This window comes from Sphingomonas sp. Leaf62, from assembly GCF_001421915.1.
Taxonomy (GTDB): Bacteria; Pseudomonadota; Alphaproteobacteria; order Sphingomonadales; family Sphingomonadaceae; genus Sphingomonas.
This window is the reverse complement of record NZ_LMLN01000013.1, coordinates 40266-56822: the sequence shown is the minus strand read 5'-3', so window position 1 is coordinate 56822 and position 16557 is coordinate 40266. Positions and strand designations below refer to the sequence as shown.

General features: G+C 66.8%; 18 protein-coding genes and 1 pseudogene. 4 read left to right on the top strand and 15 right to left on the bottom strand.

Annotation, left to right across the window (positions count from 1 at the left end; translation table 11 throughout):
• Positions 1-6 precede the first annotated feature (6 nt).
• Together ASE91_RS08140 and ASE91_RS08135 are read right to left on the bottom strand one after the other, a co-directional pair.
• Positions 7-387, bottom strand: coding sequence for a hypothetical protein (locus ASE91_RS08140; protein WP_056001791.1), 381 nt, complete (start codon positions 385-387; stop codon positions 7-9).
• Positions 380-1078, bottom strand: a complete 699-nt coding sequence (locus tag ASE91_RS08135; protein WP_056624806.1) for an EI24 domain-containing protein — start codon at positions 1076-1078, stop codon at positions 380-382. The genes ASE91_RS08140 and ASE91_RS08135 overlap by 8 nt, the downstream gene beginning before the upstream one ends.
• 125 nt (positions 1079-1203) lie before the next feature.
• Here ASE91_RS08135 and ASE91_RS08130 point away from each other — a divergent pair, with 125 nt between their 5' ends.
• Positions 1204-2202 (top strand): adenosine kinase, encoded by a 999-nt coding sequence (locus ASE91_RS08130; protein ID WP_056624803.1) that lies wholly within the window; start codon positions 1204-1206, stop codon positions 2200-2202.
• An 83-nt stretch (positions 2203-2285) separates the two neighbouring features.
• Here ASE91_RS08130 and ASE91_RS08125 read toward each other — a convergent pair whose 3' ends face one another.
• The 4 genes from ASE91_RS08125 to ASE91_RS19285 all read right to left on the bottom strand — a co-directional run bounded on the left by ASE91_RS08125 (position 2286) and on the right by ASE91_RS19285 (position 4737).
• Complete coding sequence (locus tag ASE91_RS08125; protein WP_056624801.1) at positions 2286-3782, bottom strand: amino acid permease; 1497 nt, start codon at positions 3780-3782, stop codon at positions 2286-2288.
• A 107-nt stretch (positions 3783-3889) separates the two neighbouring features.
• Positions 3890-4267 carry a histidine triad nucleotide-binding protein gene (locus ASE91_RS08120; RefSeq protein ID WP_056624800.1) on the bottom strand — a complete coding sequence of 126 codons (378 nt, stop codon included), beginning with the start codon at positions 4265-4267 and terminating at the stop codon, positions 3890-3892.
• 4 nt (positions 4268-4271) lie between these two features.
• Positions 4272-4589 carry a phosphoribosyl-ATP diphosphatase gene (locus ASE91_RS08115; RefSeq protein ID WP_056624798.1) on the bottom strand — a complete coding sequence of 106 codons (318 nt, stop codon included), beginning with the start codon at positions 4587-4589 and terminating at the stop codon, positions 4272-4274.
• Position 4590: 1 nt separating this feature from the next.
• Positions 4591-4737 carry a hypothetical protein gene (locus ASE91_RS19285; protein WP_156357734.1) on the bottom strand — a complete coding sequence of 49 codons (147 nt, stop codon included), beginning with the start codon at positions 4735-4737 and terminating at the stop codon, positions 4591-4593.
• Between the two features lie 171 nt (positions 4738-4908).
• Between ASE91_RS19285 and ASE91_RS08110 the strand changes: the two genes are divergently transcribed.
• Complete coding sequence (locus ASE91_RS08110) at positions 4909-5673, top strand: hypothetical protein (protein ID WP_056001774.1); 765 nt, start codon at positions 4909-4911, stop codon at positions 5671-5673.
• 181 nt (positions 5674-5854) lie between these two features.
• Here ASE91_RS08110 and ASE91_RS08105 read toward each other — a convergent pair whose 3' ends face one another.
• From ASE91_RS08105 to ASE91_RS08065, 9 genes are all read right to left on the bottom strand, one after another.
• Positions 5855-6307, bottom strand: a complete 453-nt coding sequence (locus ASE91_RS08105; protein ID WP_056001771.1) for a MaoC family dehydratase — start codon at positions 6305-6307, stop codon at positions 5855-5857.
• Positions 6308-6346: 39 nt separating this feature from the next.
• Positions 6347-7606, bottom strand: coding sequence for an alkaline phosphatase family protein (locus ASE91_RS08100; protein ID WP_056624793.1), 1260 nt, complete (start codon positions 7604-7606; stop codon positions 6347-6349).
• Positions 7607-7673: 67 nt separating this feature from the next.
• Complete coding sequence (gene ychF, locus ASE91_RS08095; protein ID WP_056001765.1) at positions 7674-8774, bottom strand: redox-regulated ATPase YchF; 1101 nt, start codon at positions 8772-8774, stop codon at positions 7674-7676.
• 65 nt (positions 8775-8839) lie between these two features.
• Positions 8840-9421, bottom strand: coding sequence for a TIGR02466 family protein (locus ASE91_RS08090; protein WP_056624790.1), 582 nt, complete (start codon positions 9419-9421; stop codon positions 8840-8842).
• 38 nt (positions 9422-9459) lie between these two features.
• A complete protein-coding gene (locus tag ASE91_RS08085; RefSeq protein ID WP_056624787.1) occupies positions 9460-10341 on the bottom strand; it encodes an alpha/beta hydrolase family esterase in 882 nt (293 codons plus the stop codon).
• A gap of 342 nt (positions 10342-10683) precedes the next feature.
• Positions 10684-11553, bottom strand: coding sequence for an AraC family transcriptional regulator (locus ASE91_RS08080; protein ID WP_056624785.1), 870 nt, complete (start codon positions 11551-11553; stop codon positions 10684-10686).
• A gap of 167 nt (positions 11554-11720) precedes the next feature.
• Positions 11721-12287 (bottom strand): aminoacyl-tRNA hydrolase, encoded by a 567-nt coding sequence (gene pth, locus ASE91_RS08075; RefSeq protein WP_056001753.1) that lies wholly within the window; start codon positions 12285-12287, stop codon positions 11721-11723.
• Positions 12288-12615: 328 nt separating this feature from the next.
• On the bottom strand, positions 12616-13284 hold the full coding sequence (locus ASE91_RS08070; RefSeq protein WP_056625196.1) for a 50S ribosomal protein L25/general stress protein Ctc: 669 nt from the start codon (positions 13282-13284) through the stop codon (positions 12616-12618).
• A 283-nt stretch (positions 13285-13567) separates the two neighbouring features.
• The gene (locus ASE91_RS08065; protein ID WP_056624782.1) at positions 13568-14437 is read right to left on the bottom strand and encodes a TraB/GumN family protein; all 870 of its coding nucleotides are present in this window, start codon (positions 14435-14437) and stop codon (positions 13568-13570) included.
• Positions 14438-14562: 125 nt separating this feature from the next.
• Here ASE91_RS08065 and ASE91_RS08060 point away from each other — a divergent pair, with 125 nt between their 5' ends.
• Entirely contained in the window at positions 14563-15429 is an 867-nt protein-coding gene (locus tag ASE91_RS08060; RefSeq protein ID WP_056002326.1) for a glycine--tRNA ligase subunit alpha, read from the top strand.
• Positions 15426-16557: pseudogene (gene glyS / locus ASE91_RS20560) on the top strand (glycine--tRNA ligase subunit beta); the annotation flags it as partial. The gene ASE91_RS08060 and the pseudogene glyS, both read left to right, overlap by 4 nt.

Here is a 16557-nt window from a genome sequence, read left to right as displayed (position 1 = left end):
AAGGCGTCAGCGGCCACCGTCGCGGCGGGTGAGGGCGGCGACGCAGCTGGCGCGGTCGATCGGCGCGCCGTTGCGCTGGCGGGAATCGATATGGCGCACCACCGGCACGCCTCCGGCCTGCGGCGGGTAGAGATAGGCGTCGAGCACGCAGATGTTCGATCCGAACTGCAGCTTGCGCCCGGCCCCCTCGGTCAGATCGAGTTGCGGCTGGCCGAACAGGCCGGTCAGGGCATTGGCATTCTGACCGAGCACGCGTTCAAGGCCGACGGTGCCATAGGTCGGGCGCGGCGGGACGGGCAGGACGTTCTGGCGCACCACCGGTCCAGTCGATGCTGCGCAGGCCGACAGGGTCAACCCCGCGACGACCGCGATGAAACCGCTACGCATGTCCGTCCCCCCGTGGGCGTCGCCGGTGGAACCGATGCGTCGCCATCGCCGCACCGATCAGGGGCGCGACGAAATTCACAAACGGCACAAGCAGCAATCCGGTTCCGGCAAGCCCCAGCACGAAGCGTCGCCCGCCCGTGGCGGACCGTTCGGCGGCCATGGCTGCCGGCGGCAAATGACGGGCCGCGACCATGTCCGACAGGTCGCGGCCGAGCAGCCAGCCATTGACGACAAAGAACACCGCCGCCGTCCCGATCCCGGTCGCCAGCAGCACCAGATAAAGCGGCAGAAAGAACAGGTTGACCGCCAACGCCCGCAGCGCCGACATCCCGCTCATCGCCAGCGACCGGCCGAGCGGTACCGGGCGGGCGGTGGCGAGCGCGGCGGGGTAATGCTTCGCCTCGACCGCCTCGACCACGTCGTCGGCGAACACGCCGATCACCGCGATCGCGACGATGCGGAACAGCAGCCACGCGATCCCGATCGCGGCGATGGCCGCCGCCACCGCCGCCAGCGTGCCGGCATCGTCGCCCAGCAGCAGGAAATCGGCGGTCAGCCAGTGCGCACCCCACGCGATCGCCGCGCCGAGCAAGGCCAGCAGAAACAGGGTCAGCGCCAGCGACTTGGCCAGCACACGCAGAAACGCGCGGTCGCCGAGTTGGCGCACGGACAGAAGAAAGCTCTCGATCATCGCCGGCAACGATGCGGGGAGTGCCGCCCGCCGTCAACGCCTTGCCTGCCCCCACGCCGCTGGCTAACGCGAACGCCTATGTCCCCGCCTATGCTGGCGGCGGATCGATTGTTCGGAGACCTTATTTGACCCAACCCACGCTCGACGTCGTCGCGATCGGCAACGCCATCGTCGATATTCTGGCGCAGTCCGACGATGCCTTCCTTGCCGCCGAGGGCATGACAAAGGGGTCGATGCAGCTCGTCTTCTCGCCCGCCGATGCCGATGCGCTCTATGCGAAGATGGGGCCGGGCCGCGAGATTTCCGGCGGGTCGGCGGCGAACACCGTTGCGGGCATCGCTGCGCTGGGCGGCAAGACCGGTTTCATCGGGCAGGTCGCCGACGATCAGCTGGGTGCAGTGTTCGCGCATGACATCCGTGCCGCCGGCGTCCGATTCGACACCCCGACCCGCCCCGGCGAGCCGACGACCGCCCGCTGCCTGATCTTCGTCACGCCCGACGGGCAGCGGACGATGAACACCTTTCTCGGTGCGTCGCAGTTCCTGCCGGAAGCGGCGCTCGATGCCGACCTGATCGCCAGCGGCGCGATCCTGTATCTTGAAGGATATTTGTGGGACCCGGAAGAGCCGCGCACCGCGATGCGGGCCGGCATCCGCATCGCGCGCGACGCGGGGCGCAAGGTCGCCTTTACCCTGTCCGACACCTTCTGCATCTCGCGCCACGGCGATGACTTCCGCGCGCTGATCGCCGAGGGGCAGGTCGACATCCTGTTCGCCAACGAGAGTGAGCTGCTGGCGCTGGCTAGGCAAGACGATTTCGACGCGGCGGTCGATCAGGTGAGCGCGCAGGTGCCGGTGCTGGTGGTAACCCGCGGCGAACACGGCGCGATCGCGGTGACCGGCGGCGAGCGTACCAGCGTGCCCGCCCAGCCGATCGAGCGCGTCGTCGACACGACCGGCGCAGGCGACCTGTTCGCCGCCGGCTTCCTGCACGGCCAGTCGCATGGCTACGACATCGAACGCTCGCTGAAGCTCGGCGCACTGTGCGCTGCCGAGATCATCTCGCACTATGGCGCGCGCCCCGAGGCTGATCTGACCAAGCTGATGGTCGAAAAGCTGGGCTGAGCCGCCCCAACCGATAACGGACAAAAACAAAGGGCCGGGGAAGCAATTTCCCGGCCCTTCTTTATCATCCGACGTGCTGGCGGTCAGTCCAGCGACGTACCCTCATCGGCACCATCGACGCCGCGCCCGACATGGCTGCGCGAACGGCTATAGCCGAAATATACGAGCAGCCCGAGCGTCGCCCAGCCAAAGAACAGCGCGAGGGTGTAGAAGGACAGGCTAAAGAACAGATAGATACATCCGATGACGGCCAACGGCGCGACGATCATGACGGCCGGCGTGCGGAACGGACGGCGGCGGTCTGGGTCGGTCTTACGCAGGACCAGCACCGCGATCGCGACCATCGCGAACGCGAAGAGCGTACCCGAGTTCGAGATGTCGGCCAGCGCGCCGACCGGGAACAGCGCCGCGAAGAACGCGACGAAGACGCCGGTGATGATCGTGACGACATGCGGGGTGCCGTATTTCGGGTGCACCTTCGACAGCTTGGCCGGCAGCAGCCCGTCGCGGCTCATCACGAAGAAGATGCGGGTCTGACCGAACATCATCATCAGTACGACGCTGGGCAGTGCCAGACCGGCAGCGAGACCGATCAGGTTGCCAACCTGCTTCCACCCGATTTCGCGCAACGTCCAGGCCAGTGCTTCCTTCGAACATACGACGGCCTGACTGCCGATATCGGCGCAGGCAGCGGCAAGTTCGGTGCTGCCCGGCGCAATGCCGCGACCCGCCGCATCGACCAACGGCTGTGCGCCGACCGTGCCGATGACGCCGGCGGCTACCAGAATGTAGAAGACGGTACAGATGGCGAGGCTGCCGATCAGACCGATCGGCATGTTACGTTGCGGGTTCTTCGTTTCCTCGGCCGCGGTCGATACGGCGTCGAACCCGACATAGGCGAAGAAGATCGACGCCGCTGCCGCCGAAACGCCTCCGAATCCCAAAGGCATGAACGGTTCGAAATTCTTCGACTGCATCACCGGCAGTGCCAGCGTGCAGAACAGGATCAGTGCACCGATCTTCACCGTGACAAGGATCGCATTGATGAATGCCGACTCTTTGGTCCCGATGACCAGCAGCCACGTGACAAGCAATGCGATGACGAACGCGGGGACGTTGATGATGCCGCCATCAATCGGCCCGAGCGTCAATGCGGTGGGCAGGTCGATATGCAAGAATTCCCTGAGCAATCCGACAAAATAGCCCGACCAGCCAACCGACACTGCGCCAGCTGCCACCGCATATTCGAGGACAAGCGCCCAGCCGACCATCCAGGCCAGCATCTCGCCCATCACCGCGTAGCTGTAGGTATAGGCCGATCCGGACACCGGGACCATCGACGACATTTCTGCGTAGCAGAGCGCGGCGACCGCACAGACAAGTCCGGCGATGATGAACGAGATCATCATGCCCGGTCCAGCCTTCTGCGCGGCTTCGGCGGTGAGAACGAAGATGCCGGTACCGATGATTGCTCCGACACCCAGCATGGTCAGCTGAAACGCACCCAAGGTGCGGGTTAGCGATTTTTTTTCCGCGGTCGCAAGGATCGCATCGAGTGGCTTGATACGGCCAAAAATCATACAGGCCCCCCAGACACGGCACCTTCAACCGAGGGCCGTGGATTACAAAGGCGTGAACCTACCCGCAAAAACCGTCCGTGCAATTCCTTTCGTGTAATAAAGCTGTCCTATCGCGACAGCATCGGTCCCAGCGGCTGCCCGCCGAACAGGTGGAGGTGCAGATGCGGCACCTCTTGTCCGCCGTCTCCGCCGATATTGGCGAGCAGGCGATAGCCGGGTTCGACCAGTCCGTTGTCGCGGGCGATCTGTCCCACCGCGCGGACGAAACCCGCGATTTCCGCATCGCTGCCGCGCGCGGAAAAATCGTCCCACGATACGTACGCGCCCTTCGGAATCACCAGAATATGAACCGGCGCCTGCGGAGCGATGTCGTGGAAGGCGAGGGCGAAATCATCCTCGTACACGCGCTTCGCCGGGATCTCGCCGCGCAGGATGCGGGCGAAGATGTTGTCGGGGTCGTACGCCTGGGTGGCATCGATCGGCATGGGATCACTCCTTGGGACGGGCGGCCTTTTCGGCGATGCCCGAGCGGCCTTCGCGGGCGGTCAGTTCGGCGCGGACGTCGTCCAGCGTGATGCCGCGATCGGCGAGCAGCACGGTCAGATGGAACATCAGGTCGGCCGCTTCGCCGATCAGGCCGGCGCGATCGTCGCTGCAGGCGGCGATGACGCATTCCACCGCCTCCTCGCCGACCTTCTGCGCGATCTTGCCCGTGCCGCGCGCATGGAGCTTCGCGACATAGGACTGGGCGGGATCGCCGCCGATCCGGCTGACGATTACCGATTCGAGCCGATCGAACGCGTCCATGTCAGTCCTTGCGCTTGCGGTTGCGGATCGCCCGCCGGGCCAGCACCACCATGAATACGAACGCCGCGAATGCCGCGACGTCGGACACGGCAAAGCCCTCCCGGGGAGGAACGACACCGGAATGGGCGGCGAGGGCGGCAGTCGGCATGGGCACGCTCTATGCGGTTTGGACGGCAGCGGGCAAGCGGCACGATGTCGTGCCGTGCCGGGACGGCGGCGTGCAGGAACCGGCCGCGTCGACCGGTCGTTTTACGTTATTATCCATTATCGGGCGCGGCAGCCGTTATCGACAGGCCCAGCGACCCGCAGGAGCAATCGCATGTTTTACCGGCTGCGCGCGATCGTGCTGGCATTGGCGGCGGGGGCAGGCGTGTCCGCCTGCGCCTATGGCGATCTTGGCTATGGTGGCGTCGGGGTCGGCGTCGGATCGGGCTATTACGGCGGCGGTGGTTATGGGGGCTATGGCGGCTATGCCGATCCCTATGCTGCCGGGTTCGGCGATCCGTATTGGGGATGGTTCGGCGACTATTATTATCCGGGCACCGGCTATTACGTCTACGATCGCTATCGTCGGCCGTTCCGCTGGAACGATCGCCAGCGTTACTTCTGGGAGCAGCGGCGCGGCCAGTGGCGCGGCGACTGGGGCAATGGGCGGCCGCGCTGGGATAGGTGGGATCGACCGGGGTTCGACCGGCGGCCCGGCTTCGAGAATGTCCCGCGCGGGACCAGCCAGTCCCCGCTGCCCGGTCGTCCGGGCGGCTGGCGTGGCAGGCCCGATGTGCGTCCGGATGGTGCGGCACGGCCGGGCTTCGATCGGCGACGCGGGTTCGAATATGTGCCGCGCGGATCGACCCAATCGCCGGTCCCCGGTCAGCCGGATGCCTCGCCGGGCAACGCGTCCCGGCCGGGTTTCGAACGACGGCGAGGATTCGAAAATGTGCCGCGCGGGTCCGGCCAGTCGCCAAGGCAAGGGGCTGGAGCGGTCCGTGGCTTCGAGCGGCCCGAAGGGGTTCGTCCGGCCGGCGGTCGCATCCGGGGACCGGAAGGACGCGGACCGGGGCGTGGCGGACGGCGACCGGATTAGGGCCACGCTCTTACCGGTTTCGAAGGTTTTAGATCGCGCGAAGTCGTGGAGTCTGCGAACGTCACGCGAAGCTTCGTATTCCTACAACGCCCCGGTATAGACGGTGGTACCAAGAAGGGCCCCGCTGGAATGGCGGGACGAGTTCGTAATGGCGTGCGGCAAAGAGCAGAAAAGAGGCGTATCAGGCCTTGCCCGCCCGCGTCGCGATCAGTGCTTGCGAAATGAACGTCAGCACCACCTGATCCGCCTGATTACGGACCGTCACCTCGCTCGCCACATTGCCCATTTCCGGACGGCTGCGCGACGCGCGAACCGACCGGACCACGGTTTCGCACGACAGGGTGTCGCCGGGATAGACGGGTCGCTTCCAGCGTAGTTCGTCGATGCCCGCCGCACCGAGGCTGGCGATCGGGTTCGCGGTCCAATGATCGACCAGCATCGCCATGGTCATCGCGCAGCTATGCCAGCCGCTCGCCGCCAGCCGCCCGAAATGGGTCTGCGCGGCGGCTTCGTCGGAAAGGTGGAACGGCTGTGGGTCGTACTCCCGGGCGAAGTCGACCACCGCGTCGCGTTCGACGCGGTAGGAGCCGAAGCGGGCGGTTTCGCCGACGGCGATGTCCTCGAAATAGCGCATGGCGGCAGTTTCAGGACGAAACCCACCGGCTGGCAAACATTATCGCAGCGCCGCCGCCGCGATGCCGCCATCCCCGTCGAGCGTCGGATCGGTGGGTAGTCCGAGCATCCGACGAAGCAGGGGGGCGACCGCCGTGTTGCGGAACGCCGGCAGCTTGACGCCCGGTCGGAAGGCAGGGCCGCCGGCGACGAACAGCGCCTGCATATCCGGCGCGGCGTCATCATAGCCGTGCGCGCCTCCCGTCAACGGCCGCGTCGGGGCGGTCGCCAGGATCGTCCAGCCGATCTCCGCAAGGCACAGGAACGACGGCACGCGCGGATGGGTGCCGTAGCGCAGCCGCGCCGGGATCTGTGCCTTCGGCCAGCATTGCATATGCGGCTGTGGCTGGCCGAGCGCAGCGGCAAGTACGGCTTCCTTGCCCGGCATCGGTTCGATCGCGGCATAGGGACCGGTTTCGATCAGGCGATAGCTGTCGACCGGTGCGATGCGGTCGAACGCAATGACCCGGTCGGTAGCGACCGCTGCCATGCCGTGATCGGCGACGACGATCAGATTCGCCGGCTGATTCAGAGCCGCCAGTTCGCGCTGCAACCGGCCGATCGCGGCATCGACGCGGGTCATCGCGCCCAGCGTCTCGGGCGAATGCGGGCCGTCGTCGTGGCCGGCGACGTCGACATCGTCGAAATAGAGGGTGACGAACCGCGGGCGGGTCGCCGCCGGTCGCCGCAGCCAGTCGACCACCGCATCGACGCGCTGTTCGGCGGTGATCGCCTGATTGAACGCCTGCCAGTCCGACGCGTGGTGGCCGCCGGTATAGACGCCGTGGTCGGGCTTGCCGGTACCGCCCCATGCGACTTCGCTGCCCGGCCAGAACATCGTCGCGCTGCGCACGCCACCTTCCTCGGCAGCGATCCAGATCGGCTTGGCGGTGTTCCACCAGAAGGGGTCGTCGGTCGCCATGGTGAAGACCTCGCCGGGGCGGGTGGCGTCCTCCATCTTGTTGCCGACGATGCCCGACTTGTCGGGGCGCACGCCGGTCGCGAGCGTCCAGAAATTGGGGAAGGTCTTGGTCGGGAAGCTCGGCTGCATCGACGCCGACACGCCGTCCGCCGCCAGCCGCGACAGGTTCGGCGCGATCGCTGGCGACAGATAGTCTGGCCGGGCGCCGTCGACGCCGATCAGGATCGTGACCGGCGCCTTCGCCTCGGCGACCGCAGCGGGCGGTGGCGCTACCGATCCGGTCTGGATGACGCAGCCTGACAAGGCGGCGAGCGCGACGAACAAAGCGGGGATACGCATGACAGGTCTCGGTACAAGGACACGTCGTTCGTCTATCGCCCGCCGGTGACAGGAATGTGGCGTGCGATCAGACGTTGAAGCGGAACAGCATCACGTCGCCGTCCTGCACGACATATTCCTTGCCTTCGGCGCGCAGCTTGCCCGCATCGCGTGCGCCGCTTTCGCCCTTGCACGCGACATAGTCGTCGAAGGCGATGGTTTCGGCACGGATGAAGCCGCGTTCGAAATCGCTGTGGATCTCGCCGGCCGCCTGCGGTGCCTTCGCTCCGACCGACACGGTCCATGCGCGGGCTTCCTTGGGGCCGACCGTGAAGAAGGTCAGCAGGTGAAGCAGCGAGTAGCCGGCGCGGATCACGCGGGCTAGGCCGGTTTCGGCCAGACCCAGATCGGACAGGAATTCGGCGCGGTCGGCGGGTGCCATCGTGGCGATTTCGGCCTCAATCGCGGCGGAGACGACGACAGCTTCGGCACCTTCCGCCTTGGCCTTGGCAAAGACCTTGGCGGACAGTTCGTTGCCCTCGGCCGCGTCCTCTTCGTTGACGTTGCAGACATAGAGGACCGGCTTGGCGGTCAGCAGCTGCGCCTGTGCGAACAGCCGTTCCTCTTCCTCGTCCTTGATCTCGGTCAGGCGCGCGGGCTTGCCTTCGCGCAACAGGTCGAGCGCGCGGCCGAGGACGACGACGCCGATCTTCGCTTCCTTGTCGCCCTGCTGCGCCTTCTTGGCGAGGTTCGGCACGCGCTTTTCGAGCGACTCGAGGTCAGAGAGCATCAGCTCGGTTTCAACGGTATCGGCATCGGCGATCGGGTCGACCCGGTCGTCGACATGCTGGATATCGTCATTCTCGAAACAGCGCAGCACATGCACGATCGCGTCGACTTCGCGGATGTTGCCGAGGAACTGGTTGCCGAGACCCTCGCCCTTCGACGCGCCGCGCACGAGGCCGGCGATGTCGACGAACGCCAGCTGCGTTTCGACCTTCTTGGCCGAACCGGCGATGTCCGACAGCGCATCCAGCCGCGGATCGGGGACGGCGACGTTACCGACGTTCGGTTCGATCGTGCAGAAGGGGTAGTTGGCCGCCTGCGCTGCCTGAGTCTGCGTCAGGGCATTGAACAGGGTGGACTTGCCGACATTCGGCAGCCCGACGATACCGCAGCGAAAACCCACTTGGCGCAATCCCGGTGATGATGGAAAGCCCGCCCCTTAGCGGCTGGCGGCGGTCTTTGCAAAAGCTACCAGCGATAGTTGAAGCTGACGCTGATCCGCTCGCCCTTGCCGGCATGGGGCATGACCTCGTGCCGCAGCCAGCTTTCCCACAGCAGGAGCGTGCCGGGCCGGGGCACGACGGTTTCGAACGTGCCGGGGCGGGTGGGAGCGGCCATCAGCATCGGCAGACGCGGGTCTTCGAAGCGGATGCCGCCGGCCCCCTCGGGAACCGCGACATAGACGGTGCCGGAGACGACACTGTGCGGGTGGAGATGGCCCGAATGGCCGCCGCCGGGTTTCAACAAGTTCACCCACAGGCTGTCGAGCTTCAGCTTGCCGCGCCCAAGCTCCATGCCGCAGGCGGCGGCAAATTTCGCGACATTGCGGTCGAGGATGCGCTTGAGATCGGCGAACACCGGATCGCGCAGTGGCAGGTCGTTCAGCGAGGCATAGGAGGTATAGCCGTGATAGCCATGCTCCTTCGACCAGCGTCGCCCGGCCATGTCCTGCTCGGCCAGTGCGCGGACCGACGCGTCTAGCTCGGCGACGAGCGCGTCGTCGAAGGTCGCTTCGTAGAGATGGGTCGGGAACAGGGCGCGGACGGTCATCGGTGCGACTTGGCGGATCGGAGGCGCTTTGGAAAGGGTCAGCGGCGGTGCTGCGACAGGAACGCCCAGAGCGCGTCGTTGTCGACCACCCAGCTATGCCCGCCGCCGACGGTGATCCGCCCGACCACGTCCGCGCCGCCCCGGCAGCGTGTGTAGCGTTCCTCATAGACCCTGGCCGCGACCCAGCGGGTCGTGGGGTCGGCGGTGCAGCGGTTGAGCGACGCCCAGCGCCGTTCGGCGGCGTGCATGGTGTAGGACCAGTATTTTGCGCCGCCGCCTTCGATCGGGTTGGTGGTGTCGGCATCGCCGGCGAAGGCGATGACCGGAACCGGCCGGCTCGGGCGGCAGGTGGCGGGATCGGGGCGGGTCGGATCGCTGGCGAGCGGATTGCCGGCGCGCAGGCCCACGACCGGGGCGATCGCGGCGAAGCGGTCGGCCGCGACGCAGCCGAGCCACGATGTCATCCGCCCGCCGCCCGACAGGCCGGTGGCATAGACGCGGGCGGGATCGACACAGCCGGCCTTCGCCAACCGGTCGATCAGCGCGCCGAGAAAGGCGACGTCGTCGGGCGCGTCGGGACCGGGGATCGTCCCGGCGACGGTGGGCACACCGGGGATGTTCCAGACGAAACCCTTGTCATGGGGGATGCCGGCGTCGGGGGCGGCGACGACGAAGCCGTGCTGGTCCGATGCTGCGGCGAGGTTCGAATCGCGGAGAATCGCCGGTCCGGTGCTGCCGCTGCCATGGAGCAGGATGACCAGCGGGGCGGGGGTGGTGGGGCTCGGCGGCAGGTGGACCAGTACCGATCGGTCGCCGACGGTGACCTGCGACTCGCCGGACAGGGTGCAGCGCGGGGCGGCATGGACGGCGCCGCCGGACAGGGCGAGGAGGAAAGCGAGCATTCGGAGGAGCTTGGCCATGGACGCTTTCCTATCGGCGCGGGCCGGCTTGGCGCAAGACCGGGCCAAAGGTCACAAAAGTCACACTCGTGCGCGTTTCGCGGTCGGGTCGCGTTGGTGGTGGCCGTGGTTGGCGGGCAAGGGATCGGTCCGGCGAGGATGGCTTGTCGCGAAGGTGTAGGAAAGCGGTTTTGCGATGACGCTGCCACGCGTCACCGTACCCGGTGGAGGCCGGGGTACGGATTGGGAAGTTGCCGACGTCTCGGCTCGATTCGGGGCCTGATTTTTGCGGTGGGCGGAAGAAGCGGGACCCCGGCTCAAGGCCGGGGTGACGGGGTTGGGAGCGCGCGCCCCCAACCCCCTCTAGCGCAGCGGCAGGAACAGGTCGGTGATCGCTTCCCCCTCCGGCACGTCGGGGAAGAAGCTGACCCGCTGACAGAATAGCGGGAAGTCGCGCAGTTCCTCGCCGCTGGCGGGCAGCCATTCGCGGTAGAGGTGCAGCGCGGCGGCCTCCAGATCGTCGCTGCGGCCGGTTACGCGCAGCACAGCGCAGCGGCCGGCGGGGATCAGTCCGGCGGTCACGTCATCGCTCGCCGGGAACTGGCGGTCGGTGCCGACGCACAGGTCGATGCGGACCGGTCCCGCCGCCGGGTCGGTGGGATCGGTGTGGAAGATGTTAAAGGTCGGGCTGTCGGCGGGCGACAGGCGGTTCGCGCGACGCCACGCGATGAAGCGGCGGATCGTGTCGCCGATCGCTGCCATATCGCCGTCATGCGACATGAGCGCGATCGGCGTGGCGGGGAAATCGCGGATGGTGATCGGGTCGAAATGCTGCATCGTTCGGTTCCTCAAGTCGTCGAGCGGCAGGAGCGCCGCACGCCACGGCGCCCAATCGGGCGCGGAACGGAAATCGGACGGCGATTGCCCGAAGCGCTTGCGAAAGACGCGGGCAAAGGCGTCGGGGGCGTCATAACCGGCATCCTGCGCAACGTCGGTGATCCGGTCGCGATCGCGATAGGCGAGCTGGTACGACGCGCGTTTCAGCCGGGCGAGCTGGACATAGCGATGCACCGACAGGCCGAAGCACGCGGTGAATTGCCGGTGGAAATGAAATTTCGAGAAGGCGGCAACCGCACTGATGGTTGCGAGGTCGAGATCGTCGTCCAGATGCCGGTCGATATGGTCGAGCGCGCGGCGCATGCGGTTGTGATAGGTGCGTTGCGCCGGCGTCATGTCCGTTCCTTGTGTGGCACGGGGATGTAGGCGCGGGAAGGGGCGGGGCGCTCGACCGATCTTGCGGTTTGGGGGGAGGGGACTCTTTCGTCACCCCGGATTAAGTGCGCGGTGACGATGCCGTTGTTGTAGTGGTCGACAACGTTCGTCGCCGTTCACAGCCCCTCTCACCCCATCCGCCGTGCGATCTCGTTCATGAAGCGCACGTCGTCGCCTGCCGCCAGCCATGGGGCTTCGGCGGCGACCGCGCCGAGCAGGTCGGTCAGGTCGTCGAGTTCGGCCTTGGCGAAATTGCCGAGGACATAGGGGCTTACCCGGTCCTTGTGCCCCGGATGGCCGATGCCGAGGCGGATGCGGCGGAAGTCGGGGCCGATATGCGCGTCGGTCGAGCGCAACCCGTTATGGCCGGCATGGCCGCCGCCGGTCTTCACCTTCAGCTTGAACGGGGCGAGGTCGAGTTCGTCGTGGAAGATGGTGACGTCGGCCGGCGTCAGCTTGTAGAAGCGCATCGCCTCGCCGACCGAACGGCCGCTTTCGTTCATATAGGTGCCGGGTTTGAGCAGCAGGATCTTCTGCGTGCCGATCCGACCTTCCTGTACCCAGCCCTGGAAGGCCCGTTTCGGGGCGGTGAAGCCATGGACCTCGGCGATGGCGTCGACTGCCATGAAACCGATATTGTGGCGGTGCATGGCATATTGCGGGCCGGGATTGCCGAGGCCGGTCCAGAGCTGCATCGAGGGGTCCTTTGGGGTGGCTGGCGGGTGACTGTAGCGGGTGTGGGGGCGTTGGTCACGGGTGGGAGCGCCTGGTTCCGGCGGAAGAAGAGGCGGGACCCCGGATCAGGTCCGGGGTGACGGTTGGGGGGCGAGGTTCGTCCTCGACGACGTACGTCATCCCGGCGGAGGCCGGGATCCATGGACGCGGCCCCGCTACATCTTCATCGCCAGCATCCGACAAAATGGATCCCGCCCTGCGCCGGGATGACGTGGTGCTCCAAAACGCAAAGGAGCGGGACGACCTCGGCCATCCCGCTCCTTCGTAGCGCCGGAAAGGCGGGGCGGATCAGCCCTCGGCCTTGTCCTCGCCTTCGCCTTCGGCAGCGGCTTCGGCCGACTGCGCTTCGGCGACTTCGGCGTCGAGCGCCTCGTCCTCGGCAGTCAGCGTGGTCGGCTGGCTGATCGTTGCGACGGTGACGGTGTCGTCCCCGGCGGTCGCTTCGGCGCCGTTCGGCAGCGTCACGTCCGACAGATGGATCGAATCGCCGACTTCGCGTCCGGTCAGGTCGACGACGATCTCGGTCGGGATGTTCGACGCTTCGACGGTCAGTTCGATCTCGTGCGCCACGACGTTCAGAACACCGCCATCCCGCTTGATGCCAGGTGCGTCGTCTTCGTTGGTGAACACCACCGGCACGGCGACGGTCACGGTCGCGTTCTCGGCAATACGCAGGAAATCGACATGGATCGGCTGGTCGCTGACGACGTCGAACGCGACGTCCTTGGCCAGCGTGCGCACCTTCGCGCCACCGACATCGACCATGATGACCGAGTTCATGAAGTGGCCGGTCATCAGCTGCTTCATCAGTTCACGGGCGTTCAGGTGGATGCCCTGTGGGTCCTGCTTGTTGCCATAGATCACGGCGGGGACGCGGCCATCGCGACGCAGGGCACGGGAGGCTCCCTTGCCTGCCCGATCGCGCGTCTCGGCCGACAGGTGCAGCGTATCGCTCATCATGTCTTCCTTGAATGCTTGGTTTATCAGTCTTGCGCGGCCGGGCCTCCAGGGATGACCCCGGCACGAACAAGCGCGGGCGCATAGGGGAGTTCGGGGAGAAAGGCAAGGTTAGGGGCCTGCCCCATATTACTGACGGCCTCAAATCCGTTTGCTTCGAGCTTGCCGAAAACCGTAGTCGAGAAGAGGGTGCCCCAAGCGACCGCGTTCTCGACGGACGCTTCCCGACTTCGCTCGAAGCGGCTCGAACCAAATGGGGTGGGTGGTGGGGCAGCGGCGGCGGCTACTGCACCCGCGTCACTTCTATCCCCATCGCCCGCAACCGTGCCTGCACGCTGCCCGGCCCGGCCAGATGCCCCGCGCCGACCGCGACGAATCGCGTGCCGCCTTGCCGCATCCACTTGGCGATCGTCCGCGCCCATGCCGCATTGCGCCGGTCGAGCAGCGCGGCGCGGACCGCCGGGCCGGCGTCGTCCATGTCGCTTGCCAGCAGGCGGTCGAGCGTGGCCACATTGCCCCGACCCCATGCGGCGACGACGCGGTCCATCGCCGGCACCGGATCGGGATCGTCGAGCACGCGCGCCAGCATCGTGCGCTGCGCGGGTTGCGGCAACGCGGCGAAGATGGCGAGTTGCCGGTCGAGGGTTTCGAGCGGCTCAATCGCGGTACCGCTGCGATCGGCGAGCGTCGCCAGCAGCGTTTCGGGCGCGGGGGCCGGGCCGTAGCCGGCACGGGCGAGCGGCTGTGCGGCGAGGGTGGTGGCGGCGAACCATGGATCGGTCGCGTCGAACGCCTGCGCCGGAAAGCCGAGGTCGTGCGCCCGCTTGCGCAAGCGCCGGTCGAGCGCGGGCGGCAGCGGGGCGGGGCGGACCGGCGCGACCGCGACCAGCGCCTGCGCCATCGCATCGGGGGTGGTCGGCGCGATTTCGAGGGTCAGCACGTCACTGTCGGCAACGGCCCGCGCGACCGGACCGGTCAGCCACGGCGTGCCGGGACGCAGCAGATGCACCGTGCCGAACAGCCAGATCGTCGTATCAGCATCGCGCGCGACCCACAGCGCCGGGGCAAGCGCTGCCGGGGCCGCGACCGGGCTGGCGAGCGAGAGCCAGCCGAGCACGAGGGCGATGCAGGACAGGAAGGGTCGGGCCGACATGCGCGTGGGCTTAGCGGGGCCGGTGCCCCGGCCGCAACCTTGACCCGCGTTCGCCCCAAGGGCTAGGCGCGAAGGCTCTTGCATCAATAGGCGAAACCATGTCCGCCCCGCTCAGCTTCCAGAAAATGATCCTGACGCTCCATGACTATTGGAGCGATCGGGGCTGCGTCATCCTGCAACCCTATGACATGCGGATGGGCGCGGGCACGTTCCACCCCGCGACCACGCTCCGCGCGCTGGGGCCGGAGCCGTGGAATGCGGCGTTCGTCCAGCCCTCGCGGCGGCCGACCGACGGGCGCTATGGCGAGAACCCGAACCGGTTGCAGCATTATTATCAGTATCAGGTGATCCTGAAGCCCTCTCCGCCCGATCTGCAGGAGCTGTATCTGGGGTCGCTGGCCGCGATCGGGATCGACTTCACGCAGCACGACATACGCTTCGTCGAGGACGACTGGGAATCGCCGACGCTGGGCGCGTGGGGTCTGGGCTGGGAAGTGTGGTGCGACGGGATGGAAGTCACCCAGTTCACCTATTTCCAGCAGATGGGCGGGTTCGATTGCAAGCCGGTCGCGGGTGAGCTGACCTATGGGCTGGAGCGGCTGGCCATGTATATCCAGGACAAGGACAGCGTGTACGACCTCGCGTTCAACGACGCCGGCGTCACCTATGGCGACGTGTTTCTCGAAAACGAGAAGCAGATGTCGAAATGGAATTTCGAGGTCGCCGATACCGACGGGCTGTTCGACCTGTTCAAAAAGGCGGCGGCCGAGTGCGAGAATGCGCTGGCCAACGACGTACCGATCGCGGCCTATGAACAGGCGATCGAGGCGAGCCATGTGTTCAACCTCCTGAATGCGCGCGGTGTGATCTCGGTCGCGGAGCGGCAGGCCTATATCGGGCGGGTGCGCGATCTGGCGAAGGCCAGCTGCGCGAAGTTTATCGAGACGCAGACGCCCAAATGGCAGGCGAAGTTTCCGGGGTGGGTGGCATGACCGATTTCCTGCTCGAACTGCGGTCGGAAGAGATCCCGGCACGGATGCAGGCCCGCGCGCGGGAGGATCTGCAGAAACTGTTCGTCGGCGAACTGGGCAAGGCGGGCATCGCGGCGGCGCGGATCACGACCTATGCGACGCCCCGGCGGCTGGTGCTGATCGCGCAAGACTTGCCCGAGCGGACCGAACCGGTGCGCGAAGAGGTGAAGGGGCCGCGGGCGTCGGCCCCGCCACAGGCGCTGGAAGGATTTCTGCGCAAGACCGGCCTGACGCGTGAGGCGCTGACCGAGCGCGACGGCGTGTTGTTCGCGGTGACCGAGGTGCCGGGGCGCGAGACGGCGCAGGTGCTTAGCCTAGCGATCCCGGCGATCGTGCGGGCGTTCCCGTGGCCCAAGTCGATGCGCTGGGGCGCGGTGTCGCTCAGCCCGGAGTCCCCACGCTGGGTGCGGCCGTTGCAGGGCATCGTCGCGCTGTTCGGCAGCGAAGTCGTGCCGTGCGAGGTTGCGGGCGTGACCAGCGGCGCGGTGACGCTGGGGCATCGTTTCCACCATCCGGGTGCGATCACGATCGGGTCGGCGGCGGACTATGTCGAGAAGCTGCGCGCGTGCCATGTGATTGTCGATCAGGACGAACGCGCCGCGATCATCGCGGTGGGCGCAAAGATGGCGGCACAGGGTGCCGGCCTGAAGCTGGTCGAGGATGAAGGGCTGCTGGCGGAAAATGCCGGCCTCACTGAATGGCCGGTGCCGTTGATCGGGCGCTTCGACGAAGCGTTCCTTAGCGTTCCGCCGGAGGTGATCCAGCTGACCGCGCGGGTGAACCAGAAATATTTCGTGTGCCGCGATGCGGAGGGCAAGCTGGCCAACGCGTTCGTCTGTACCAGCAATATCGATGCGGCGGACGGCGGCGAGCGGATCGTCGCGGGCAATGCCAAGGTGCTGGCGGCGCGGCTGTCGGATGCGAAGTTCTTTTACGAGACCGATCTGAAGACGCGGCTGGAGGACCAGTTGCCGAAGCTCGACAAGATCGTGTTTCACGAGAAGCTGGGCACGGTTGCCGACAAGGTCGAGCGGGTGGCGAAACTCGCGCGGTGGCTGGTCGAGAGTGGTGTCGTAAAGCCCTCTCCCC